This window comes from Paenibacillus sp. GYB003 (assembly GCF_036577625.1).
In the GTDB taxonomy this organism is placed as follows: domain Bacteria; phylum Bacillota; class Bacilli; order Paenibacillales; family NBRC-103111; genus Paenibacillus_AB.
Window position 1 is genome coordinate 241,218 of the sequence record NZ_JARBDC010000001.1, and the last position, 16,588, is coordinate 257,805.

At 58.3% G+C, this 16,588-nt stretch carries 21 protein-coding genes; 1 reads left to right on the forward strand and 20 read right to left on the reverse strand.

Going from position 1 to position 16,588, the window contains the following annotated elements:
• Positions 1-219: 219 nt before the first annotated feature.
• The 8 genes from PV407_RS01140 to PV407_RS01175 form a co-directional block, all read right to left on the reverse strand.
• Positions 220-1,182, reverse strand: coding sequence for a biotin--[acetyl-CoA-carboxylase] ligase (locus tag PV407_RS01140; protein WP_332088012.1), 963 nt, complete (start codon positions 1,180-1,182; stop codon positions 220-222).
• A gap of 3 nt (positions 1,183-1,185) precedes the next feature.
• Complete coding sequence (locus PV407_RS01145) at positions 1,186-2,502, reverse strand: CCA tRNA nucleotidyltransferase (protein WP_332088013.1); 1,317 nt, start codon at positions 2,500-2,502, stop codon at positions 1,186-1,188.
• 39 nt (positions 2,503-2,541) lie between these two features.
• A complete protein-coding gene (bshA, locus tag PV407_RS01150; protein WP_332088014.1) occupies positions 2,542-3,714 on the reverse strand; it encodes an N-acetyl-alpha-D-glucosaminyl L-malate synthase BshA in 1,173 nt (390 codons plus the stop codon).
• 42 nt (positions 3,715-3,756) lie between these two features.
• Positions 3,757-4,455 carry a bacillithiol biosynthesis deacetylase BshB1 gene (gene bshB1, locus PV407_RS01155; protein ID WP_332088015.1) on the reverse strand — a complete coding sequence of 233 codons (699 nt, stop codon included), beginning with the start codon at positions 4,453-4,455 and terminating at the stop codon, positions 3,757-3,759.
• A gap of 1 nt (position 4,456) precedes the next feature.
• Entirely contained in the window at positions 4,457-4,873 is a 417-nt protein-coding gene (locus tag PV407_RS01160; RefSeq protein ID WP_332088016.1) for a methylglyoxal synthase, read from the reverse strand.
• A gap of 37 nt (positions 4,874-4,910) precedes the next feature.
• Complete coding sequence (gene dapB, locus PV407_RS01165; protein WP_332088017.1) at positions 4,911-5,714, reverse strand: 4-hydroxy-tetrahydrodipicolinate reductase; 804 nt, start codon at positions 5,712-5,714, stop codon at positions 4,911-4,913.
• A 66-nt stretch (positions 5,715-5,780) separates the two neighbouring features.
• Positions 5,781-6,293 carry a tetratricopeptide repeat protein gene (locus PV407_RS01170; RefSeq protein WP_332088018.1) on the reverse strand — a complete coding sequence of 171 codons (513 nt, stop codon included), beginning with the start codon at positions 6,291-6,293 and terminating at the stop codon, positions 5,781-5,783.
• Between the two features lie 116 nt (positions 6,294-6,409).
• Positions 6,410-6,748, reverse strand: a complete 339-nt coding sequence (locus PV407_RS01175; RefSeq protein ID WP_332088019.1) for a nucleotide pyrophosphohydrolase — start codon at positions 6,746-6,748, stop codon at positions 6,410-6,412.
• Positions 6,749-6,933: 185 nt separating this feature from the next.
• Between PV407_RS01175 and PV407_RS01180 the strand changes: the two genes are divergently transcribed.
• A complete protein-coding gene (locus tag PV407_RS01180) occupies positions 6,934-7,803 on the forward strand; it encodes a YitT family protein (protein ID WP_332088020.1) in 870 nt (289 codons plus the stop codon).
• 87 nt (positions 7,804-7,890) lie between these two features.
• Here PV407_RS01180 and PV407_RS01185 read toward each other — a convergent pair whose 3' ends face one another.
• The 12 genes from PV407_RS01185 to PV407_RS01240 form a co-directional block, all read right to left on the reverse strand.
• Positions 7,891-8,745, reverse strand: a complete 855-nt coding sequence (locus PV407_RS01185; protein ID WP_332088021.1) for a sporulation protein YpjB — start codon at positions 8,743-8,745, stop codon at positions 7,891-7,893.
• Between the two features lie 19 nt (positions 8,746-8,764).
• Positions 8,765-9,403 carry a DUF1405 domain-containing protein gene (locus PV407_RS01190; RefSeq protein ID WP_332088022.1) on the reverse strand — a complete coding sequence of 213 codons (639 nt, stop codon included), beginning with the start codon at positions 9,401-9,403 and terminating at the stop codon, positions 8,765-8,767.
• 95 nt (positions 9,404-9,498) lie between these two features.
• Positions 9,499-10,386 (reverse strand): c-type cytochrome, encoded by an 888-nt coding sequence (locus PV407_RS01195; RefSeq protein WP_332088023.1) that lies wholly within the window; start codon positions 10,384-10,386, stop codon positions 9,499-9,501.
• Between the two features lie 19 nt (positions 10,387-10,405).
• Complete coding sequence (qcrB, locus tag PV407_RS01200; protein ID WP_332088024.1) at positions 10,406-11,077, reverse strand: menaquinol-cytochrome c reductase cytochrome b subunit; 672 nt, start codon at positions 11,075-11,077, stop codon at positions 10,406-10,408.
• A gap of 17 nt (positions 11,078-11,094) precedes the next feature.
• A complete protein-coding gene (locus PV407_RS01205; protein WP_332088025.1) occupies positions 11,095-11,634 on the reverse strand; it encodes a ubiquinol-cytochrome c reductase iron-sulfur subunit in 540 nt (179 codons plus the stop codon).
• 238 nt (positions 11,635-11,872) lie between these two features.
• On the reverse strand, positions 11,873-12,322 hold the full coding sequence (locus PV407_RS01210) for a DUF2487 family protein (RefSeq protein WP_332088026.1): 450 nt from the start codon (positions 12,320-12,322) through the stop codon (positions 11,873-11,875).
• Between the two features lie 149 nt (positions 12,323-12,471).
• Complete coding sequence (locus PV407_RS01215; RefSeq protein WP_442951614.1) at positions 12,472-12,663, reverse strand: IDEAL domain-containing protein; 192 nt, start codon at positions 12,661-12,663, stop codon at positions 12,472-12,474.
• Positions 12,664-12,729: 66 nt separating this feature from the next.
• Positions 12,730-13,239: a gamma carbonic anhydrase family protein gene (locus PV407_RS01220; protein ID WP_332088028.1), complete on the reverse strand. Its 510-nt coding sequence runs from the start codon at positions 13,237-13,239 to the stop codon at positions 12,730-12,732.
• Between the two features lie 47 nt (positions 13,240-13,286).
• On the reverse strand, positions 13,287-14,417 hold the full coding sequence (locus PV407_RS01225) for a hypothetical protein (protein ID WP_332088029.1): 1,131 nt from the start codon (positions 14,415-14,417) through the stop codon (positions 13,287-13,289).
• A 160-nt stretch (positions 14,418-14,577) separates the two neighbouring features.
• Positions 14,578-15,159 carry a histidine phosphatase family protein gene (locus PV407_RS01230; protein WP_332088030.1) on the reverse strand — a complete coding sequence of 194 codons (582 nt, stop codon included), beginning with the start codon at positions 15,157-15,159 and terminating at the stop codon, positions 14,578-14,580.
• 87 nt (positions 15,160-15,246) lie between these two features.
• Positions 15,247-15,849, reverse strand: a complete 603-nt coding sequence (locus tag PV407_RS01235) for an anti-sigma factor family protein (RefSeq protein WP_332088031.1) — start codon at positions 15,847-15,849, stop codon at positions 15,247-15,249.
• Between the two features lie 16 nt (positions 15,850-15,865).
• Positions 15,866-16,447: an RNA polymerase sigma factor gene (locus PV407_RS01240; RefSeq protein ID WP_332088032.1), complete on the reverse strand. Its 582-nt coding sequence runs from the start codon at positions 16,445-16,447 to the stop codon at positions 15,866-15,868.
• Between the last annotated feature and the right edge of the window lie 141 nt (positions 16,448-16,588).

A 16,588-nucleotide genomic window follows, 5' to 3' on the forward strand; every position in this document is an offset into this window, starting at 1 on the left:
GCCAAAAGGAGTCCGTTGCAACAGGAAACGAATCGCTTGAACAATTTGTTTTCCGTCTCGGTCCTTTTAGGCTCAGAGCAGAATAAAGCGATAAAACGATGGAATTGCGCGAAGCGCACCGGCGCTTCCGGTTGAAGCTGAGAGTGCAGTTCCGGCTAGGATACCGCCTCTTTCCCTTCATTATACCAGAGTGCTCGCCGATACGATATCCTTTTTTCGTCAAAATTCGGCGGAATACAGCTTCGTGACGGAACCGTCCGGATGCCGGACGATGAGCGCGCCCATGTCGTCGATCGATTCGGCGACGCCTTCCACGCTTCCTTTCGGAGTGCGGGCGCGAATCGGCCGGCCGAGCGAGACGGCGAGCGCCTCCCAGGCGGACCGGATCGGTTCGAACCCTTCTTCGTTGTACAGCGCATACAGCTGCTCGAACTGCTCCAGAAACGTCCGGATCAGCTCGCTCCGGCTCCACTCCTTGCCTCCGGAGGCGATGCTCAGCGACGTGGCGACTTCGGCCAGCTCGTCCGGGTAGTCCTCCCGGCGCAAATTGACGCTGACGCCGACGCCGGCGATCACATAAAGCAGCCTTTCGTCCTCGGCGCTCGATTCGAGCAGGATGCCGCTTATTTTTTTACCGTCGATCAGCAGGTCGTTCGGCCATTTGATCGCCACCGGCAGCGGCTCGATCCGGCGTATCGTCCGGCACAGCGCCACGGCGACGAGCAGCGTAAGCTGCGGCGTAAAATGAAGCGGCACCTGCGGCCGCAAAACGAGGCTCATCCATACGCCTTTGCTTTTCGGCGAATGCCAGCTGCGTCCCATCCGGCCGCGGCCGGCCGTCTGCTGTTCGGCGAGCACCAGCGTTCCTTCCGGCGCGCCTTGCTCCGCCAGCTTATGGGCGATCGTCTGGGTCGATTCCACCGTATCGAACAGCTTGATCGACCTCCCCATCGTACGGGTGTTCAGCCGCGACAGCAGCTCCGCCGCATCGTACCGGTCCGGTACGCCGGTAAGCCGGTAGCCTCTGCGCGGTACGGCTTCGAACGAATAGCCCTGCTCCCGGAGCGCGCTGATATGTTTCCATACCGCCGTCCGGGTGCACCCGAGCTTTTCGCTGAGCTGCTCGCCGGATATGTATTCGTTCGGATGCTGCTCGAAATAGGCCAATATCAATTGTTCCATTTGTCAGTCTTCCCGCTTTGCCGTTATTTTTGCCCGTTCCAACAGGCTTGTCCGCTCGTTCGGCACCTTGCCGAGCGCGACGTCGACCAGCAGGTCGCGAAGCAGATCGCCGAGCCACGGTCCCGGCTTGCCGTTCAATTCGGCCGCAACGTCGCCGCCGCTCACGTTCAGGTCGGTTACCCGCTCGACCGGGACGCGTTCCAGCCAATCGGCGGCCCGGCGAACGAAAGGCGGCCAGCCGCGCTCGTCCATCGCTTCGGCGCGCCATGCGGCGAACGACAGCCAATCGCGCACGGCAGCCTTGCCGAATTGGACGCAGCCCAGCGCCGTCCATTCGTAGCCGGTCTCGTCCGGCAGCGGCCGGGGACGAGCCGTTTCCGCGGGAGCGCCGATTCCGCCGCCAAAGGCGGCAACCTTGCCGCGCATCCAGGCGTCGACGCGGAGCAGCTTCGCGACCGACTCCGTCTTTTTGCCGGAGCATTTCAGCCGCTTCATCGCGGTTTGCGCCGCGTCGGCGTCCATCCCCAACCCGGCGAACAGAGCGGCCCAGCGCAGCTCCGCGCCGGACACCCGCTCCAGCTTGCCGCGAGCGATCGGAGCCGGAAGCGGCTCGCGGGCGGAAAGCGGCCAATCGATCGGCTGCTTGAAATGACGCGGCAGCCCGCTGCGATGCAGCAGATCGACGGCCCGGTCCGGGGCGCGGCCTTCGATCATTTTATCCAGCTCCGCGCTCACCCGCTCCATCGCGACGTGAGCGAGCAGCGGCGCATGGCGGATCAAAGCGTCCCATGTGGCCGGCTCCAGCTCGAAGCCGTACTCGCACGCGAACCGGATGCCCCGCAGCATGCGAAGCGCGTCCTCGCGGAACCGTTCGTGCGGATCGCCGACGGCGCGAATCAGCTTCGACCGCAAGTCCTCGGCGCCGCCGAACGGGTCGATCGTGCTTCCGTCCGCCGCAAGCGCCATCGCGTTGATCGTAAAATCGCGGCGCCGCAAATCTTCGTTCAAATCGGATATGAACTCGACCGATTTCGGCTTGCGATATTGCTCGTACTCGGATTCTTTGCGGAACGTCGTCACTTCGAACGTATAGGTATCCATAATGACCGTGACCGTGCCGTGCTGCAGCCCGGTCGGCGCCGTTTTGGCGAAGAGACGCATCACTTGCTCCGGAAGCGCGGCCGTCGCGATATCGATATCTTTCAGCGGTCGTCCAAGCAGCTTGTCCCGGACGCAGCCGCCGACGAAATAAGCTTCGTGGCCGGCCCGGATCAGCCGGTCCAGCACTTGCTTGCCTTCCCGCTCCATCGTCTCTTCCATCGGACGCCTCCTTCCTGCATCGTTACGTTCGCCGGCTCGTCAGGCCCGGCACATTTCCGCCGCGTTGATTTCCGGCACGGGCCGTCCGAGCACGCGATAGTAGATTTGTTCGTACTGCGCGGTGATCAAGTCGTTGCAAAATGTCGTACGCGCCCGTTCCAGGCACGCTTTCGACATCGTCTCGTACAACGACGCATCGCTGAGCAAACGAACGGCATAATCCGCCATCCGTTCCGTATCTCCGATCGGGGCCAAAAATCCGGTTTCCCCGTGCGTAATGAGCTCGGGAATGCCGCCCGCGGTCGAGCCGACCGTCGGAACGCCGCACGCCATCGCCTCCAGGGCGACGAGACCGAAGCTTTCTTTCTCCGAAGGAAGCAGCATCACGTCGGCCAGCGAGATCACCTGCGCCACGTCGTCCTGTTTTCCCGCGAAGATGACGCGTTCGGTAAGTCCCAGCTCTTTCACTCTGCAAATCGTTTTGGACAGCTCCGGCCCTTCGCCCACGAACAGCAGCTTGGACGGAATCCGCTCGTTGACTTTGGCGAAAATGTCGACGACGTCGGCGATCCGCTTGACCGGGCGGAAGTTGGAGATGTGCAGCAGCAGCTTTTCGTCCGGCCTCGCGTAATCGCGCCGCAGCGTAGATACGTCCCTCGGGTAGTACACCCGTTTGTCGACGAAATTGTACGCCAGGTCGATCGGCTTCTCGATGGCCAGCAGCTCGCGCGTTTCCCGGATCAAGTCTTGGGAGACGGCGGTCACCGCGTCGCTCCGGTCGATCGCAAGACGAATCAAATCGCTGAGCGACTCGTCGTGACCGAGCACCGTAATGTCCGTTCCGTGCAGCGTCGTAATGATTTTCAGATCGCAGCCGGCCATTTCCTTGGCCAGAAAAGCGCAAACCGCATGCGGCACCGCATAATGGACGTGAAGCAGGTCGAGCTTTTCCATTTGGGCGACCTGCGCCATTTTGCTCGCCAACGACAAATCGTAGGGCGGGTATTTGAATACGTAATAGTCGTTCACTTCGACTTCGTGATAAAAAATGTTTTTATGAAATTTTCCGAGTCTGAACGGTACGCTGTGCGTAATGAAATGGACCTGATGCCCTTTCTCCGCAAGCAGCTTGCCGAGCTCGGTCGCCACGACGCCGGAGCCTCCCAGCGAAGGGTAGCATGTGATGCCAATCTTCAAACGGTCGCCGCCCATGTCACAGTCCCTCCCTCGCTACTCACTATATTCCGTTCGCCGTCAAAATAGGTCGATTAAGAACGGAAGCTTGGATACGAAGCCTTCCGCGTAAGGGACCAGCCGTTTTTGCCCGAGCAGCCGGTCGCGCGCCTCGACGCGCTCCACGTACTCTTGGTTGAGCGGAGTCGCCACATACCCGTTATCGCCGGCCGCCGGGGTGAATTGGCTGACGTACGCCCGCAATGCGGCGGTTTTGGCCGGGTAAACGGCCGTCACGTCGACCATCAGATCGGGATCGATTACGTCGTTGATGAAATAAAAGAACGTTTGCTCGACCGTCACCGGTTCCGAGCCGGGCAAATACCGGCGGAGCTTGGCGTTGAATACCGCCTCCTGCACGAGATGGCTGCACGCCACGTGATCCGGATGCCTGTCCTGCCAGTAAGGGGCGAACACGATTCGCGGCCGCAGCCGGCGAATTTGTTCGGTGATCGCGTCGACCGCTTCCTTGGACATATACAGCCCGCGGTCGGGAAGCGCGAGATTCGACCGGTGCGCGAGGCCGAGGATGCGGCCGGCCTGCTCCGCTTCGAGTCGCCTCGTCTCCACGTCGCCGTTCGAAGACATTTCGGCGCGGGTCAGATCGCATATGCCGACCCGATAGCCGGCCGCCGTATGCTTCGCGATCGTTCCGGCCATACCGATTTCGGCGTCGTCGGGATGCGCGCCGAATATAAGGAAGTCCAGACGCTCGGACATGTCACATCACACCCGGTTTATATTTGTCTTTCAGCTCGCGCCAGCCGAATTCCCCGCGGCCGAGCGAGCGGACGAGCAGCTCCGCCGTAGCGATGTTGGTCGCGACCGGTATGCCTTGCACGTCGCACAGACGAAGCAGGGCGATAATATCAGGTTCGTGCGGCTGAGCCATTAACGGATCGCGCAAAAAGACGACCAGATCCATTTCGTTGCGGGCGACCATGGCGCCGATCTGCTGGTCGCCGCCGAGCGGCCCCGACATGAACCGGTGCACCTGCAGCTTCGTCGCCTCCATCACCTTCGTGCCGGTCGTCCCGGTCGCGAACAGCTGGTGGTGGCGGAATACTTCTTCATAGGCGATGGCGAAATTGACCATTTCTTCTTTTTTGCGGTCGTGCGCGATTAAGGCGATGTTCACGTTGGTCTCCCTCCACTGTTCGCTTCTGTCTGGATCGTCAGTCGATAAAATGGTCGAAGCCGTACACGATGCCGGTCAGCTCCATCGCTTTCTTGATCGATAAATTGACGCCGGGCATATAGCCTGCGCGGTCGTACGAATCGTGACGTATTTTCAGCGTTTGTCCGAAGCCCCCGAAGACGACCTCCTGCTGGGCGAACACGCCCGGCAGCCGCACGCTGTGGATGCGGAAGCCGTTATAATAGCCGCCTCTCGCCCCTTCGATCGTTTCCTCCTCGCGCGGGTTGCCCTGGCGCAGCTCCTGGCGGTTCCGAGCGATCAGCTCGGCCGTCTTGATCGACGTGCCGGACGGGGCGTCCAGCTTCTGATCGCCGTGGTATTCGATAATTTCCACGTGAGGCATATATTTGGCCGCCTGCGCGGCGAATTTCATCATCAATATTGCGCCGATCGAAAAATTCGGCGCCACGATGCCGCCGATGCCGTTTTCCTTGCACAGCTTGTCCAGCTCTTCGATATGCTCGGGCGTCAGCCCCGTCGTGCCGATGACCGGACGAACGCCGCGGCGAATCGCGATGCGGCTGTTCGACATGACCGATTGAGGGGTCGTGAAATCGACCAGCACATGCGCGTCCGCTTCCGCCAGAGCCGCATCCAGGTCGGTCCGGATCGGAACGCCGCAGCGCTCCTTGCCGACGAGCACGCCCGCGTCGATCCCTTCGTTCGAACGATTCACCGCTGCGACGAGACGCAGCTCCGGATCGGCGAGCACCATCTTGACGACTTCCTGCCCCATTCTTCCGCTTGCTCCGGCTACGGCTACATGAATTTTCGCGTCCATACGTGTTCCCCTTTATCGATTGTAAGTAATAAGAAAGCGATGATGGTTGATAGATCCGATCTGGTTCTAGTGGCGCGAATACCGGTTCAGCTTCCGGTCGAATTCGCCGGCAAGGCGGATCGCTTCGGCATTGTGCGGGTCCAGCTTCAGCGCGTCGTTCGCCGCCGCCAGCGCCGGCTCGTACCGCTCCAGCTCGCCGTACGTGACGGCTAGCAGCAGATGGGCTTCCGTCAGCAAAGGGTCGAGCTTCACCGCTTCCGTAAGCAGATTCAGCGCCGACCGAAGCGGTTCGCCGGCTTCCATCCGCTTGCCGGCCTCCAGCATCAACGCTCTCGCACGGAGCGTCGCCGCATGGTACCGGTACGCTTCGTGATCCGGCCGCAGCTCGCTCGCCCGGATGGCGTGCTCGATCGCTTTATCCAGCTTGTTGCTGCGCGCATACGTCATCGACAGCTTATAATGAAAATCCGCATTGGCCGGGTCGACCCGAACCGCTTGCTCGAACCATTCGATCGCCTTCTCGAAATCGGCGTCCAATAACGATGCGTACGCTTGCTTGATTTCGTTTTCGCCGTCCATCCAAATAGCCTCCTCCGCCGGGGCCGGCGTTCGTTCGCCGAACGCCGATTTCGCCGGCATACGGGTGTCGCAGGCGGCATTCGCCTTGCGAATCGGGATGGTACAGCATATGACGGCTAGCCTTGTTCGGTGTCCTTTTTCGTCCACCGATCGGCGTCGCGCGTTTGAAACTTATGCATGACGGCATCGTGCGCTTTCGTCAAATCGATGCCGAGCGAATTGGCGAAGCATACCGTTATGAACAAAATGTCGCCGAGCTCCAGCTCGATCGAGCTGTCGGCTTCATCTTTCTTTTTCGGCTTCGGACCATAGTGGTGATTCACTTCGCGGGCCAGCTCCCCGACTTCCTCGGACATTCGGGCGAGCAGGGCAAGCGGGCTGAAGTAGCCTTCCTTGAATTGCGAGATGTAAGCGTCGACTTCGCGTTGGATGTCGCGCAGCGATTTGTCGGACATCAGGCTCCCCCTTTCCGTGAATTCGGCGCATGTTTCAGCCCCTGTTCAACATATATACATGTTAACGCAAAACGGCCGCCGAAAACAATCTTTTTTGCTCCGTCCGGCCGGCGCGGTCGGCGAACGCGGCGGAATCGGGCATACTACGGTTTAGCGAACCATGTCAACGAAACGGGAGGGCGCGCATGACGACGAAACGGCTGATCGATTTTTTCCGGTCCTGGCTGCCGATCGCTTTCGGTACGGCCATCTATGCATTCGGCCTGCACTATTTCGTGATATCGAACGAGCTTATGGAAGGCGGCGTCACCGGCATTTCGCTGCTGCTCAACTATGCGCTCGGTTGGCCGGTGTCGGTCACCACGCTCGCCCTCAACGTACCGTTATTCATTATCGGCTGGAAAACGATCGGCAAATCGGCGATGCTGAATACGATTTTCGGCGCCGTTATGCTGTCGCTCTTTTTAAGGGCGATGGAGCTGCTGATCGGACGCGGATGGATCGTGCCGTTTCGCTCGGAGCACGACTTCTTTTTGGCGACGCTGTACGCGGGGCTTACGCTCGGGATCGGGCTCGGCATCGTCTTCCGGTTCGGCGGGACGACCGGCGGAACCGATATTATCGCGAGCTTGCTGTCGAAAACGAGAGGCTGGAGCATCGGCCAAGTCATTCTCGGCGTAGACGTGCTCGTCATCGGCACGTCCTTGCTGTATATACCGAAAGAAAAAGTGCTGTATACGCTCGTAGCCGTCTTCGTCGCCTCCCGGACGATCGATTTCATTACCGAAGGGGCGTATTCCGCCAAAGCGTTCACGATCATGTCCGATCACGGCGAATTGCTGGCACAGACGATTACCCGCGAGATGGATCGCGGCGTCACGCTGTTTCCGGCGAAGGGCGCCTATTCGCAGGCGAGCAAAAGCGTCGTTTACAGCGTCGTCGCCCGACAGGAAACGCGAAAGCTGAAATCGATCGTGAAACGGATCGATCCGCAGGCGTTCATCGTCATATCCGACGTGCACGACGTGCTCGGCGAAGGCTTTCGCGGGCGTTGACGGCTTCGGTGCCGACCGACTAAGAAAACCGTCCGGTATACACCGGACGGTCCTTTTCTGTCCATGCCATTACTCGGTTCGTTAGCCTCACATCCGAGTTCTCCCGCCGAACGAATTGCGTTCGAAATCGAAAATGCGCCACGCCGCAAACGACAGCACCGCGACGATGATCGAGCCGAGCAGAAGCACCCAGGTGAGCGGGACCCGCTTCTCGACGATCGGAACGTACGCGGCCCGATCCGTTTGCCCGAACAGCTCGTCGAGCGAAGCGTGCAAATGCGTCAAGCCGCCGTTCAACTGCTTCGTATCGATTTCGGTTTTCGCCAGCTGCCCCTGCAAAAACGCGAACAGCGAATCCATCTTTTCCACGTCGCTGGGCTGTTTGCTGATGAGCAGCGACGGGCGAATCGTGCCGTAGCGAAGCTGCAGCTGCTCGAGCTGGCGGACCGCCTCCGGCTTGTCGCGCGCCTGCACCGCCTGGGCCAGCCGGCTCGCGGACTCCTTCATCGTTTTATAGTAGTCCAGCCACATCGGCTGGTTCGCATGCGTGAGCGCATCGGTCGCGAGACGAATTTTCGCCGCGGCCGCTTGTCCCGCTTCGGGCGACGCCTGCACCGATTGCAGCGCCCGCTTCGCCTGCACGATCGCTTCGCTTAGCGCGCCGACGCCTTCCACCGAAGCGATTCCGGTGAAGCGTATGTCGGTCATTTTCGCGCTCAGCTCCTCCAGCTTGGCGCGGGCTTTGTCGATATCGCCGTCCATCACGTACCGGTACATGTCGTCCGCCGTCTTGTTCAGCTGCTCGACCTGCTTCCACTGCTCCGGCGTCGCCGGCCGGGCCGACTCGATCGTTTTCGCTTTGCCGCAGCCGGCGAGAACGATCGCGACAAGCAGCGCGACCGCGACGGTCGTCCATAGTCGCCCGTATCCGAAAACAAACATCGGACATCCCCCCTCGACATCATCTTATGGGGGTTTGTCCGATTTTAGACCAGCGGATCGCCAGCGCGACGGCGGCCGTACTGATGAGGGTCATCGACCAGGTGAAAAGCTCGATCGCTTCCAGATCGTCGAGCAGTATTTTCCGAAGCCAAGGAAAGATGGATGCGTGGTAATCGAGCCAATCGCCCAGCAGCATAAGCAGCAGCGCGAACAGCAAATGCGCGGGCCGGACGCGAAACCGGCCGATGAACAGCAGCGCCTCGACGGCCATGCCGAGATGGGAGACGATCAGCATCCATTCCTCCCATACGAGCGCCTCGCCTTGGTAGGCGACGGCCGCGTTCATCGCGACCGCCCATACGCCGTATTTGACGGACGATACGGCGCCGAGCGCCGCGATCCAGCCGGCGGCATAAGAATGGACGGCTTCCCGGCCGAAGAGCAAAATGCCGAGCGAGACGGTGAACCAGAAGCTGGCCGTCGGACTATCCGGCACGAACAGTACGAGCCAAGGCTGCATCCGTTCCACCGTGTAGACGATTTGATCCCAGTACCACACGTATCCGTATATCGTGCCGAGTACGTTGATCGCGAACAACGCCAGAAGAAACGACCGGTTGTGCAGCAAAACGCGATGAAACCAATACCATAGCGACATAGGACGTTCCTCCTCACCGCCCCCGCCGATGCGGCGAGGCTACAGAAAAACCTGACCGCTGAAACACGGTCAGGCTTAATCTCCGTTCGATGCTGTTATTGTTTCTTTTGCTTCGCCAGCCATTCGGCCATTTTGTCGATATCGGCCGCGGTCAAGCCTTTCTGGATATTGGGGTCGTATTGAGCCGTCATACCCGGAGCTTTCCCGTTTTTGATAATCGCCATAATATCGTCTTTCGAGTATTTGTCCCCGATGCTGCGAAGCGTAGGCGCCGCGGCGCTGCCTTTCAAATCGTTGGCGTGGCAAGTGGCGCAAGTCGCCTTTTTATAAATTTCGTAAGCCGGATCGTCTTGGGCGACGATCGCCGCCGTTGCCGGCTTTTTCGTCCCTCCGCTGCCTTCCGTGTTGCCGGCTTTTTTGGCTTCCTTCATTTCTTCCTCGCGCTTGATGTGCTCCGGAATAATGTTTTTGTCCTTCAGCTCTTGCTGGTAGTGCATCCAGGAGACGACCGTCAAATGGATGCAAGCGATGAGCGTGACGAACATGAAAGCCGATGCGATCGGGCGCTTGTAAAATCGTCTTTCTTTGCCCGTATCCAGAAAAGGAGCGAGCAGCAGCGCGCCGAACGCGATGCCGGGCACGACGACGGAGCCGAGAAAGATTTTGAACGCGCTGCCCGAGACGTACGGATATTTCAAAAACTGATACAAGAACAGGAAATACCAGTCCGGCATCGGAATAAAGGCCGTATTGGTCGGGTCGGCCGGATATCCGAGCGGAGCCGCTTCCTGCATGACGAGCACAAGCACGCCGACAAGCACGACGCAGCCGACCATCCATTCCTTCAGCAGGAAGTTCGGGACGAACGCTTCCGACTTGCCGGGATACGCCGAATAATCGGGGGGAATCATCGGCGCTCTTTTACGAACGCGGGAATCCCCTACGTATACCACTTTTTCATCTGATTTATGACCGTGTGCCACGTATTCGTCCTCCCTTCGATTATAGCGGTCCGGAAATGCCCTGCTTGCGGATCATGAAGAAGTGACCGGCGAGCAGCGCAAGGAGAACCCCCGGCAAGAAGAATACATGAAGCGCGAAGAAACGGGTGAGCGTTTGGGCGCCTACGATCTCGCCGCCTTGCAGGAAAATGCCGATGTACGGACCGATGACCGGAACGGCGTTGGCAATCCCGATCCCGACCTTCGTCGCGAAGTACGCTTTGTTGTCCCACGGCAGCAAGTAACCGGTAAACCCGAGGCCGAGCATGACAAAGAAAATAAGCATCCCCACGACCCAGTTCATTTCGCGAGGCGCCTTATACGAACCCGTAAAAAATACGCGTAGCGTATGTAGGAACATCATGACGATTACCAAGCTCGCGCCCCAATGGTGCATCCCGCGCACGATGACGCCGAATGCGACTTTATTTTGCAAGTAATCGACGCTCGTATACGCGTTGATAATATCGGGCACGTAATACATCGTCAAAAACATCCCCGACAAAATCTGAATGACTACCAGGAAGAAGGTAAGTCCGCCGAAGCAGTATACGAATGCGGAAAAGTGATGCGCCGGATTGACATGCTCCGGAACTTCGTGGTCAGCAACGTCTCTCCATAAAGGGGTTATATCAAGACGCTCGTCAATCCAGTTATACATGCTTTTGAACATTTGATCGTAACGCCTCCTTATTTCGTGACATGCTGATTCGGCTGCACTTTACCGAGATACACGAATCCGTTCTCGACTTTGACCTGGTATTCGTCCAGCGGCAGCGGCGCAACGGCCAAATTTTTCCCTTCCTTCGTATAATGCGCCTCGTGGCAAGGACAGAAAAATTGGTTCGGGTACCGTGTATCCGCATTCCAGTTTACCGTACAGCCCAAATGCTTGCATATCGGCGACAAGGCGTAGATCGCGCCCTTCTCGTCCTTCATGATCCATGCTTCCAGCTCGATTTCGCTCTCGTACCAGCCGTCGACTTGATGCACTTGAAACTTGAACGACTTCGGCTCGCTCGAAATTTTGCTTTCTTCCACGACCTTCACGAATGCTCCTTCGCCGGTCGGCTGCAAGAGCGGGTCGACGGCAAAACGGATCATCGGAATCGTCACGCCGGCCACCATGAAAGCGCCCGTTCCGCCGAGGGCATACGACAGAAACTGACGGCGGGACATTTCGCGTCGCGTCGGTTGTTCGGAAGAGTGCCTGTGAGTTGCGTCATTCATTCGTCTTCTACCCCCTTTTACGCCATTTATCGCACGTCGTAAAACGACAAATTCATTGCACATACTAGGACATTACTATAATAGCCTAGGACATGTAGGGCGTCAAGAATGTTGACTTTGCATTTGCGAGCCGTTTCGAATCGATCGAGCCAACATTTAACGAAATTGTCACAAGTTCGTCTTGAACTTATCCTTCTCCATTTGGAGGCCGATCATACGCGCGAAATGGAACGGTTTCTCATTCGCCGGCCGTTTTCGCCCCGGATTGCCACAGCCCGCGCACGTCCGCCGCGACCTTCTCGCGAAACGAGGCAATGTTCATCGTCTCGCCGCCGGCCGTTTCCGGACACAGCACCAGATCGGCATCCGGATACGGGACCGCGGCGACCAAATGATTGGCCGTCATCAGGACGACATAGCGGAAGCCCGCCCCCTTCAGCTTGCGGCAAACCGAATTGACCGCCTCCGCCGCAGCGGGCCCTTCGACGTAATGAAAGGCGGGATATGTAACGACGCGCCCTTTGTACGGTGCTTCGAGGCAATCCATCGCGTCGCGCAAAAATTCCAGCTCCGCGGTCGCCTCCCAAGGCTGCTCGAATCCGGTCAGACCGGTGACCGGCAGCAGGCATGTGTCCAAATACGGCTTCAATCCTTCCCAATCGGAACGTTCGATATCGCTGAATTTCAAAGCTTGTCCACTCCTTGTCTCTCGGTTCCCGCAGGCGCCCGAAAGCGCCTATATTAATGTAGCACAAAGACGGGCCGAATGCGATGAAGACGCGAAAAACAAAAAGACGGACGAACCCGCGTTCGCCGTCTTTTCGGACCGGATGCGTCCTAGGCTCCGGATTGCCCGGAGTGAAGCTCTTTCCATTGCTCCGTAAGCGCAATAAACGACTTTTCGTCCCCTCTCTCAAGCGCGCTGTCGATTTCCCGGTAAAGCGTCTGCTCCTTCTGCTTGCGTATCGCTTCATCCAGTACCATTTCCGCGAAAAGTCCCAACATGGCCGCATAACCGGAAACGTCCATTTTTTCCAAAGAGCAACCCTCCTTGTATGGATATACTGCCTGCCGGAAAGAGGAAACAAGCGTGCGCTACAAGCCGCTCTTGTATTCTTTTCCTTTCAGCAAATAGCCTTCCGTCGTTCGTTTCATTCGCTCCAAATCTTGCTCCGTCAGCTCGCGCACTACTTTGGCAGGAGAACCGAGCGAAAGCGTGTAGCCCGGTATTTTTTTATTTTCCGTGACGAGAGACCCTGCCCCTATTAAAGCATATTCACCGACTTCCGCCCCGTTTAGTACGATAGCCCCCATGCCGATTAATGTGCCGCTGCCTATCGTGCACCCGTGAATGATCGCCCCGTGTCCGACGGAAACGTCGTCGCCGACCAAGAGCGGCTGGTCCGTATTGACGTGGCCGATGCAGCCGTCCTGGACGTTCGTTCTCCGCCCGATGCGTACCGGCGCCAAGTCGCCGCGCAGCACGGCGTTGTACCAGATCGACGCCTCCTCCCCGATGAGAACGTCGCCGATCAGCTGAACGCCTTCCGCCACGAAAGCGGCCGGATGCACGTTTGGGTAAATGTCCTTGTATCGATGCAGCATGGATATCTCTCTCCGTTTCCGATTGATTTGAAATGGAGAAAATTGTATCAGGCGATCGGCGGACTGTCAATCGGCAGCGCAATCGTTTCTTCGTCGGGCACGTACGTCCCGGAAGCGATGCTCTCCCCGAGCTTCGTAAACAGCAGCGTCTTGCCGAGCTCCTCGTCTTCGCCGACGCGCAGCAGCCCGAGATGCATCATCATGCGGACGATGCGCTGCTCGAAAATCGACTCCGGCGAATCGTAATAGAACGGCCGGATTAGCGGACATAGCGCGGCGGAGAGCGATTTCGCGCCGACCCAGTCCGAGGCGAGCTTGCCGATCCAGAACACGAGCGACTGCAGGTTCGGAATCGGCCCTTTGTACAGCTTCAGCCAAAACCGGTAGACGTCCGCCAAGTTTTCCCGCCTTCCTTCGAGAACCGCCTGCACCCCTTTGTCCGTCAGCGCCAGCCGTCCGGGCTGCTCGTCGACGTAATCGTGGTAGTAGCAATAGTCGTACAAAAACGACAGACGGTCGGGCAAATCGCGGTATTTGCGTCCGTAACCGAACCTCCAGGCGCTTCTTGCTACGGGCTCCTCCTTGATGAGCAGCCGGTCGAGCAGCTGCAGCAAGCTGCGCTTGTAGAACGCTCCGTCCGACGTAAGCACGATTTCGTTATGGTATATATAATGAAGCAAGTTGTACAGGTCGTCGACGATGAGCCGCTGCTCGTCCCGGTAAACGGCGGGGTCGTCCGCAAATTCCAGGTTCCGTCCGAACGACCGGACCATCGCGTCCGTAAACCGCTTCTTCAAATCTTGCGGGAAGTGGAACAAATATTTCGTCGTCTGCGAATGCCCGTTGAACAGCCAGCCGCGATGCTTGAAATTCGCGATCATGTCCCGCGGATTGCGGTTTTCGCCGGTCGGCTCGAAGTGGGACTGCTGCGCCCTCGCGATCAGCTCCTCGAGGCTGAACATGTCCCTCATCTCGAACATGATCGAGTTCAGAAAGCGGATATCTTCCGTCCGCAAGGCGCCGAGCTCCCGCTCGAACACGTCCTTGCGGCCCACCTGCGCCAATATCGATTGAATCAGCTCGTTTTTCGAATGTCCGTTGCACTTGCAGTCATACGTATTCGCGATACGGCTTAACTGTCCGATGTCGGCATAGCAAAGCATCTCGGCCAAATTCATAGCGATCCTCCTTTGCTTTACTAACCATTATCGCTATTTTTGGAAAAATTAAACGCGGCCTGCTTGCCATGCGAACAAAAAAAGCCCGGATATTCCGGCGAATCGTTCGTTCGCCGTAACTATCCGGGCCGGCGGGGTTACTCCCCGCGAATCGGTTTCGTTATCCGATATGCGACGTGCAGTTGAACAGCGGGCACGTCCAGCCGCCGTCGGCCGTCCGCTCCACGATCGTGAGCGACGTATTCTGCAGTGAGCCTTCCGGCATCCGCTCCAGCATGCGGTTGAGCAAAACGCCGATAAAGGCGCCGTGCGTTACGACGAGGACGCGCTTGCCCGCATAATCGCGCGCAAGCTGCTCGATGCATTCGATTCCTCTCGCGTACATGCGTTCGTCCGTCTCGACGCCGTGGTCCAGCAGCCTCCAGTCCGCTCCCCATGCGGCGATCCGATCCTCGAGCGTCGTCCCGTCCAGCCGCCCGTGCGTCCGTTCGCGCAAACGCCGGTCGCAGCGCACCGGTCCGATGCCGGCAATGTCCGCGATAAGCTCGGCCGTTTCTTTGGCCCGCGACAAATCGCTGCTGACGACGGCGTCCCACCGCTCCTTGCGGATTCGCTCGCCGATCGCCCGGGCCTGCCATCTTCCCGCCTCGTTCAGCGGAATGTCGTTTTGCCCTTGCAGCCTCCCCGCCAAATTCCAATCGGTCGTCCCGTGTCGGACCAGACCGAACGTCGTTGTCGTCAATTCGAATTCCTCCAGCTCTGTATGTAAAGTGGCGCCCCGTTTTTTTCCGAAAAGAAAGACCTCCGCGGAAGAGGTCGTAACGGCCGGCTATGCTTTTGTTCGGGACAGCCAATTCATGATCAAAATCGTGCCGGTCAGGCCGAGCATCGAGACGACGACCATATAATCCGGCACGCTGCGGATCGGGCCGACGGTCACCATGTACGGATCTTTCAGGCTGGCCGTTGCGACCGGCAGCGGCTTCGACTTGCCGGAAACGCCGCCCGTATCCGCCGTAACGGCGGCGACCGGCTTCAAGCCGTATTTCGGCGTATTGTCGGAAGCCCCCCCGCCCATGACGGACCATACGAAGCCGAAGACGAACAGCGTCATGCACAGCGCCACGACGGCGGTCAAGTTGCGGCGCATTTTATAAGAGAACGCATAGAGCTTGCTCGGAACCGGCAGCCGCCACGATTCGTCCGTATAGATTCGGTTCATCACCTGCGTCGAGACGGGCGCGTAATGAATCCGTTCGTCGACGCTTTTCGCGGTATCGCGAATGAGCTCCATACTTTCGTTCCAAATGTCGAATTCTTCGCGGCACGATGGACACTGCCCGATATGCTCGTCGACGGCTCGGCGCCGCTCGTCGTTTTCGGGCAAATCCCAGTAGGCACCCAACCATTCCTGAACCTCTTGGCATTTCATCGCTGATTCATCCCTTCTACTCTTTGAAGACGGGTTCCATGTACGGCTCCAGCTGCAGCTTGATGCTCGCTCTCGCCCGGAACAGGAGCGATTTGACCGAGCTGACGGTTTGACCCAAAATCGCGGCGATTTCCTGATAATCCATCTGGTCGTATTCCCGCAAAATAAGCGCCGAGCGCTGCTTTTCGGGCAAATTGTTGATGGCGTTGCGCACCATCGTCACTTTTTCGTTTCGCAAAATCGTTTGCTCCGGCGTATGCTCGCTCGATGCGAGCGTCAAAGCGACAGACATCGCGCCGTTGTCCCCGAGCGAAACGCTCGCGCCTTTATTTTTGCGCAGCTCGCTTAAAACCGTGTTGCGGGCGATCGTATATAGCCAAGTCGAAAACGACGCTTCGATTTCGCGGAAGGAGTGCAAGCTGCGGTACGCTTTGTAAAACGTTTCGGAGCACAAATCTTCGGCCATCGATTCCATGCGGGCGCTTTTCAGCATGTGATAGATGTACGACAAAATTTTGCGCTCGTAACGCCGCATCAATTCCTCGTAATATTGCACGTTGCCGTCCTTGATTTCCCGGATCAACTGGGAATCGGTCATTACAAGCGCCCCTCCTTGCCTGCCGAGTGACGCTCCCAGTCGATAGTCTACTTAGTTTTACTATGACGGGAGCAAAAAGTTGCGCGAAACGGCAAAAATATGTTCGTCGTGATGAGGTTTCGCTTTAAGCTATAACAATTC

Coding starts and splice junctions, on each gene's coding strand:
- PV407_RS01140 (WP_332088012.1), bottom strand. CDS start 1,182: ATGGAACAATTGATATTGGCCTATTTCGAGCAGCATCCGAACGAATAC.
- PV407_RS01145 (WP_332088013.1), bottom strand. CDS start 2,502: ATGGAAGAGACGATGGAGCGGGAAGGCAAGCAAGTGCTGGACCGGCTG.
- bshA (WP_332088014.1), bottom strand. CDS start 3,714: ATGGGCGGCGACCGTTTGAAGATTGGCATCACATGCTACCCTTCGCTG.
- bshB1 (WP_332088015.1), bottom strand. CDS start 4,455: ATGTCCGAGCGTCTGGACTTCCTTATATTCGGCGCGCATCCCGACGAC.
- dapB (WP_332088017.1), bottom strand. CDS start 5,714: ATGGACGCGAAAATTCATGTAGCCGTAGCCGGAGCAAGCGGAAGAATG.
- PV407_RS01170 (WP_332088018.1), bottom strand. CDS start 6,293: ATGGACGGCGAAAACGAAATCAAGCAAGCGTACGCATCGTTATTGGAC.
- PV407_RS01175 (WP_332088019.1), bottom strand. CDS start 6,748: ATGTCCGACAAATCGCTGCGCGACATCCAACGCGAAGTCGACGCTTAC.
- PV407_RS01180 (WP_332088020.1), top strand. CDS start 6,934: ATGACGACGAAACGGCTGATCGATTTTTTCCGGTCCTGGCTGCCGATC.
- PV407_RS01185 (WP_332088021.1), bottom strand. CDS start 8,745: ATGTTTGTTTTCGGATACGGGCGACTATGGACGACCGTCGCGGTCGCG.
- PV407_RS01190 (WP_332088022.1), bottom strand. CDS start 9,403: ATGTCGCTATGGTATTGGTTTCATCGCGTTTTGCTGCACAACCGGTCG.
- qcrB (WP_332088024.1), bottom strand. CDS start 11,077: ATGTTCAAAAGCATGTATAACTGGATTGACGAGCGTCTTGATATAACC.
- PV407_RS01205 (WP_332088025.1), bottom strand. CDS start 11,634: ATGAATGACGCAACTCACAGGCACTCTTCCGAACAACCGACGCGACGC.
- PV407_RS01215 (WP_442951614.1), bottom strand. CDS start 12,663: ATGGACGTTTCCGGTTATGCGGCCATGTTGGGACTTTTCGCGGAAATG.
- PV407_RS01220 (WP_332088028.1), bottom strand. CDS start 13,239: ATGCTGCATCGATACAAGGACATTTACCCAAACGTGCATCCGGCCGCT.
- PV407_RS01225 (WP_332088029.1), bottom strand. CDS start 14,417: ATGAATTTGGCCGAGATGCTTTGCTATGCCGACATCGGACAGTTAAGC.
- PV407_RS01235 (WP_332088031.1), bottom strand. CDS start 15,849: ATGAAATGCCAAGAGGTTCAGGAATGGTTGGGTGCCTACTGGGATTTG.
- PV407_RS01240 (WP_332088032.1), bottom strand. CDS start 16,447: ATGACCGATTCCCAGTTGATCCGGGAAATCAAGGACGGCAACGTGCAA.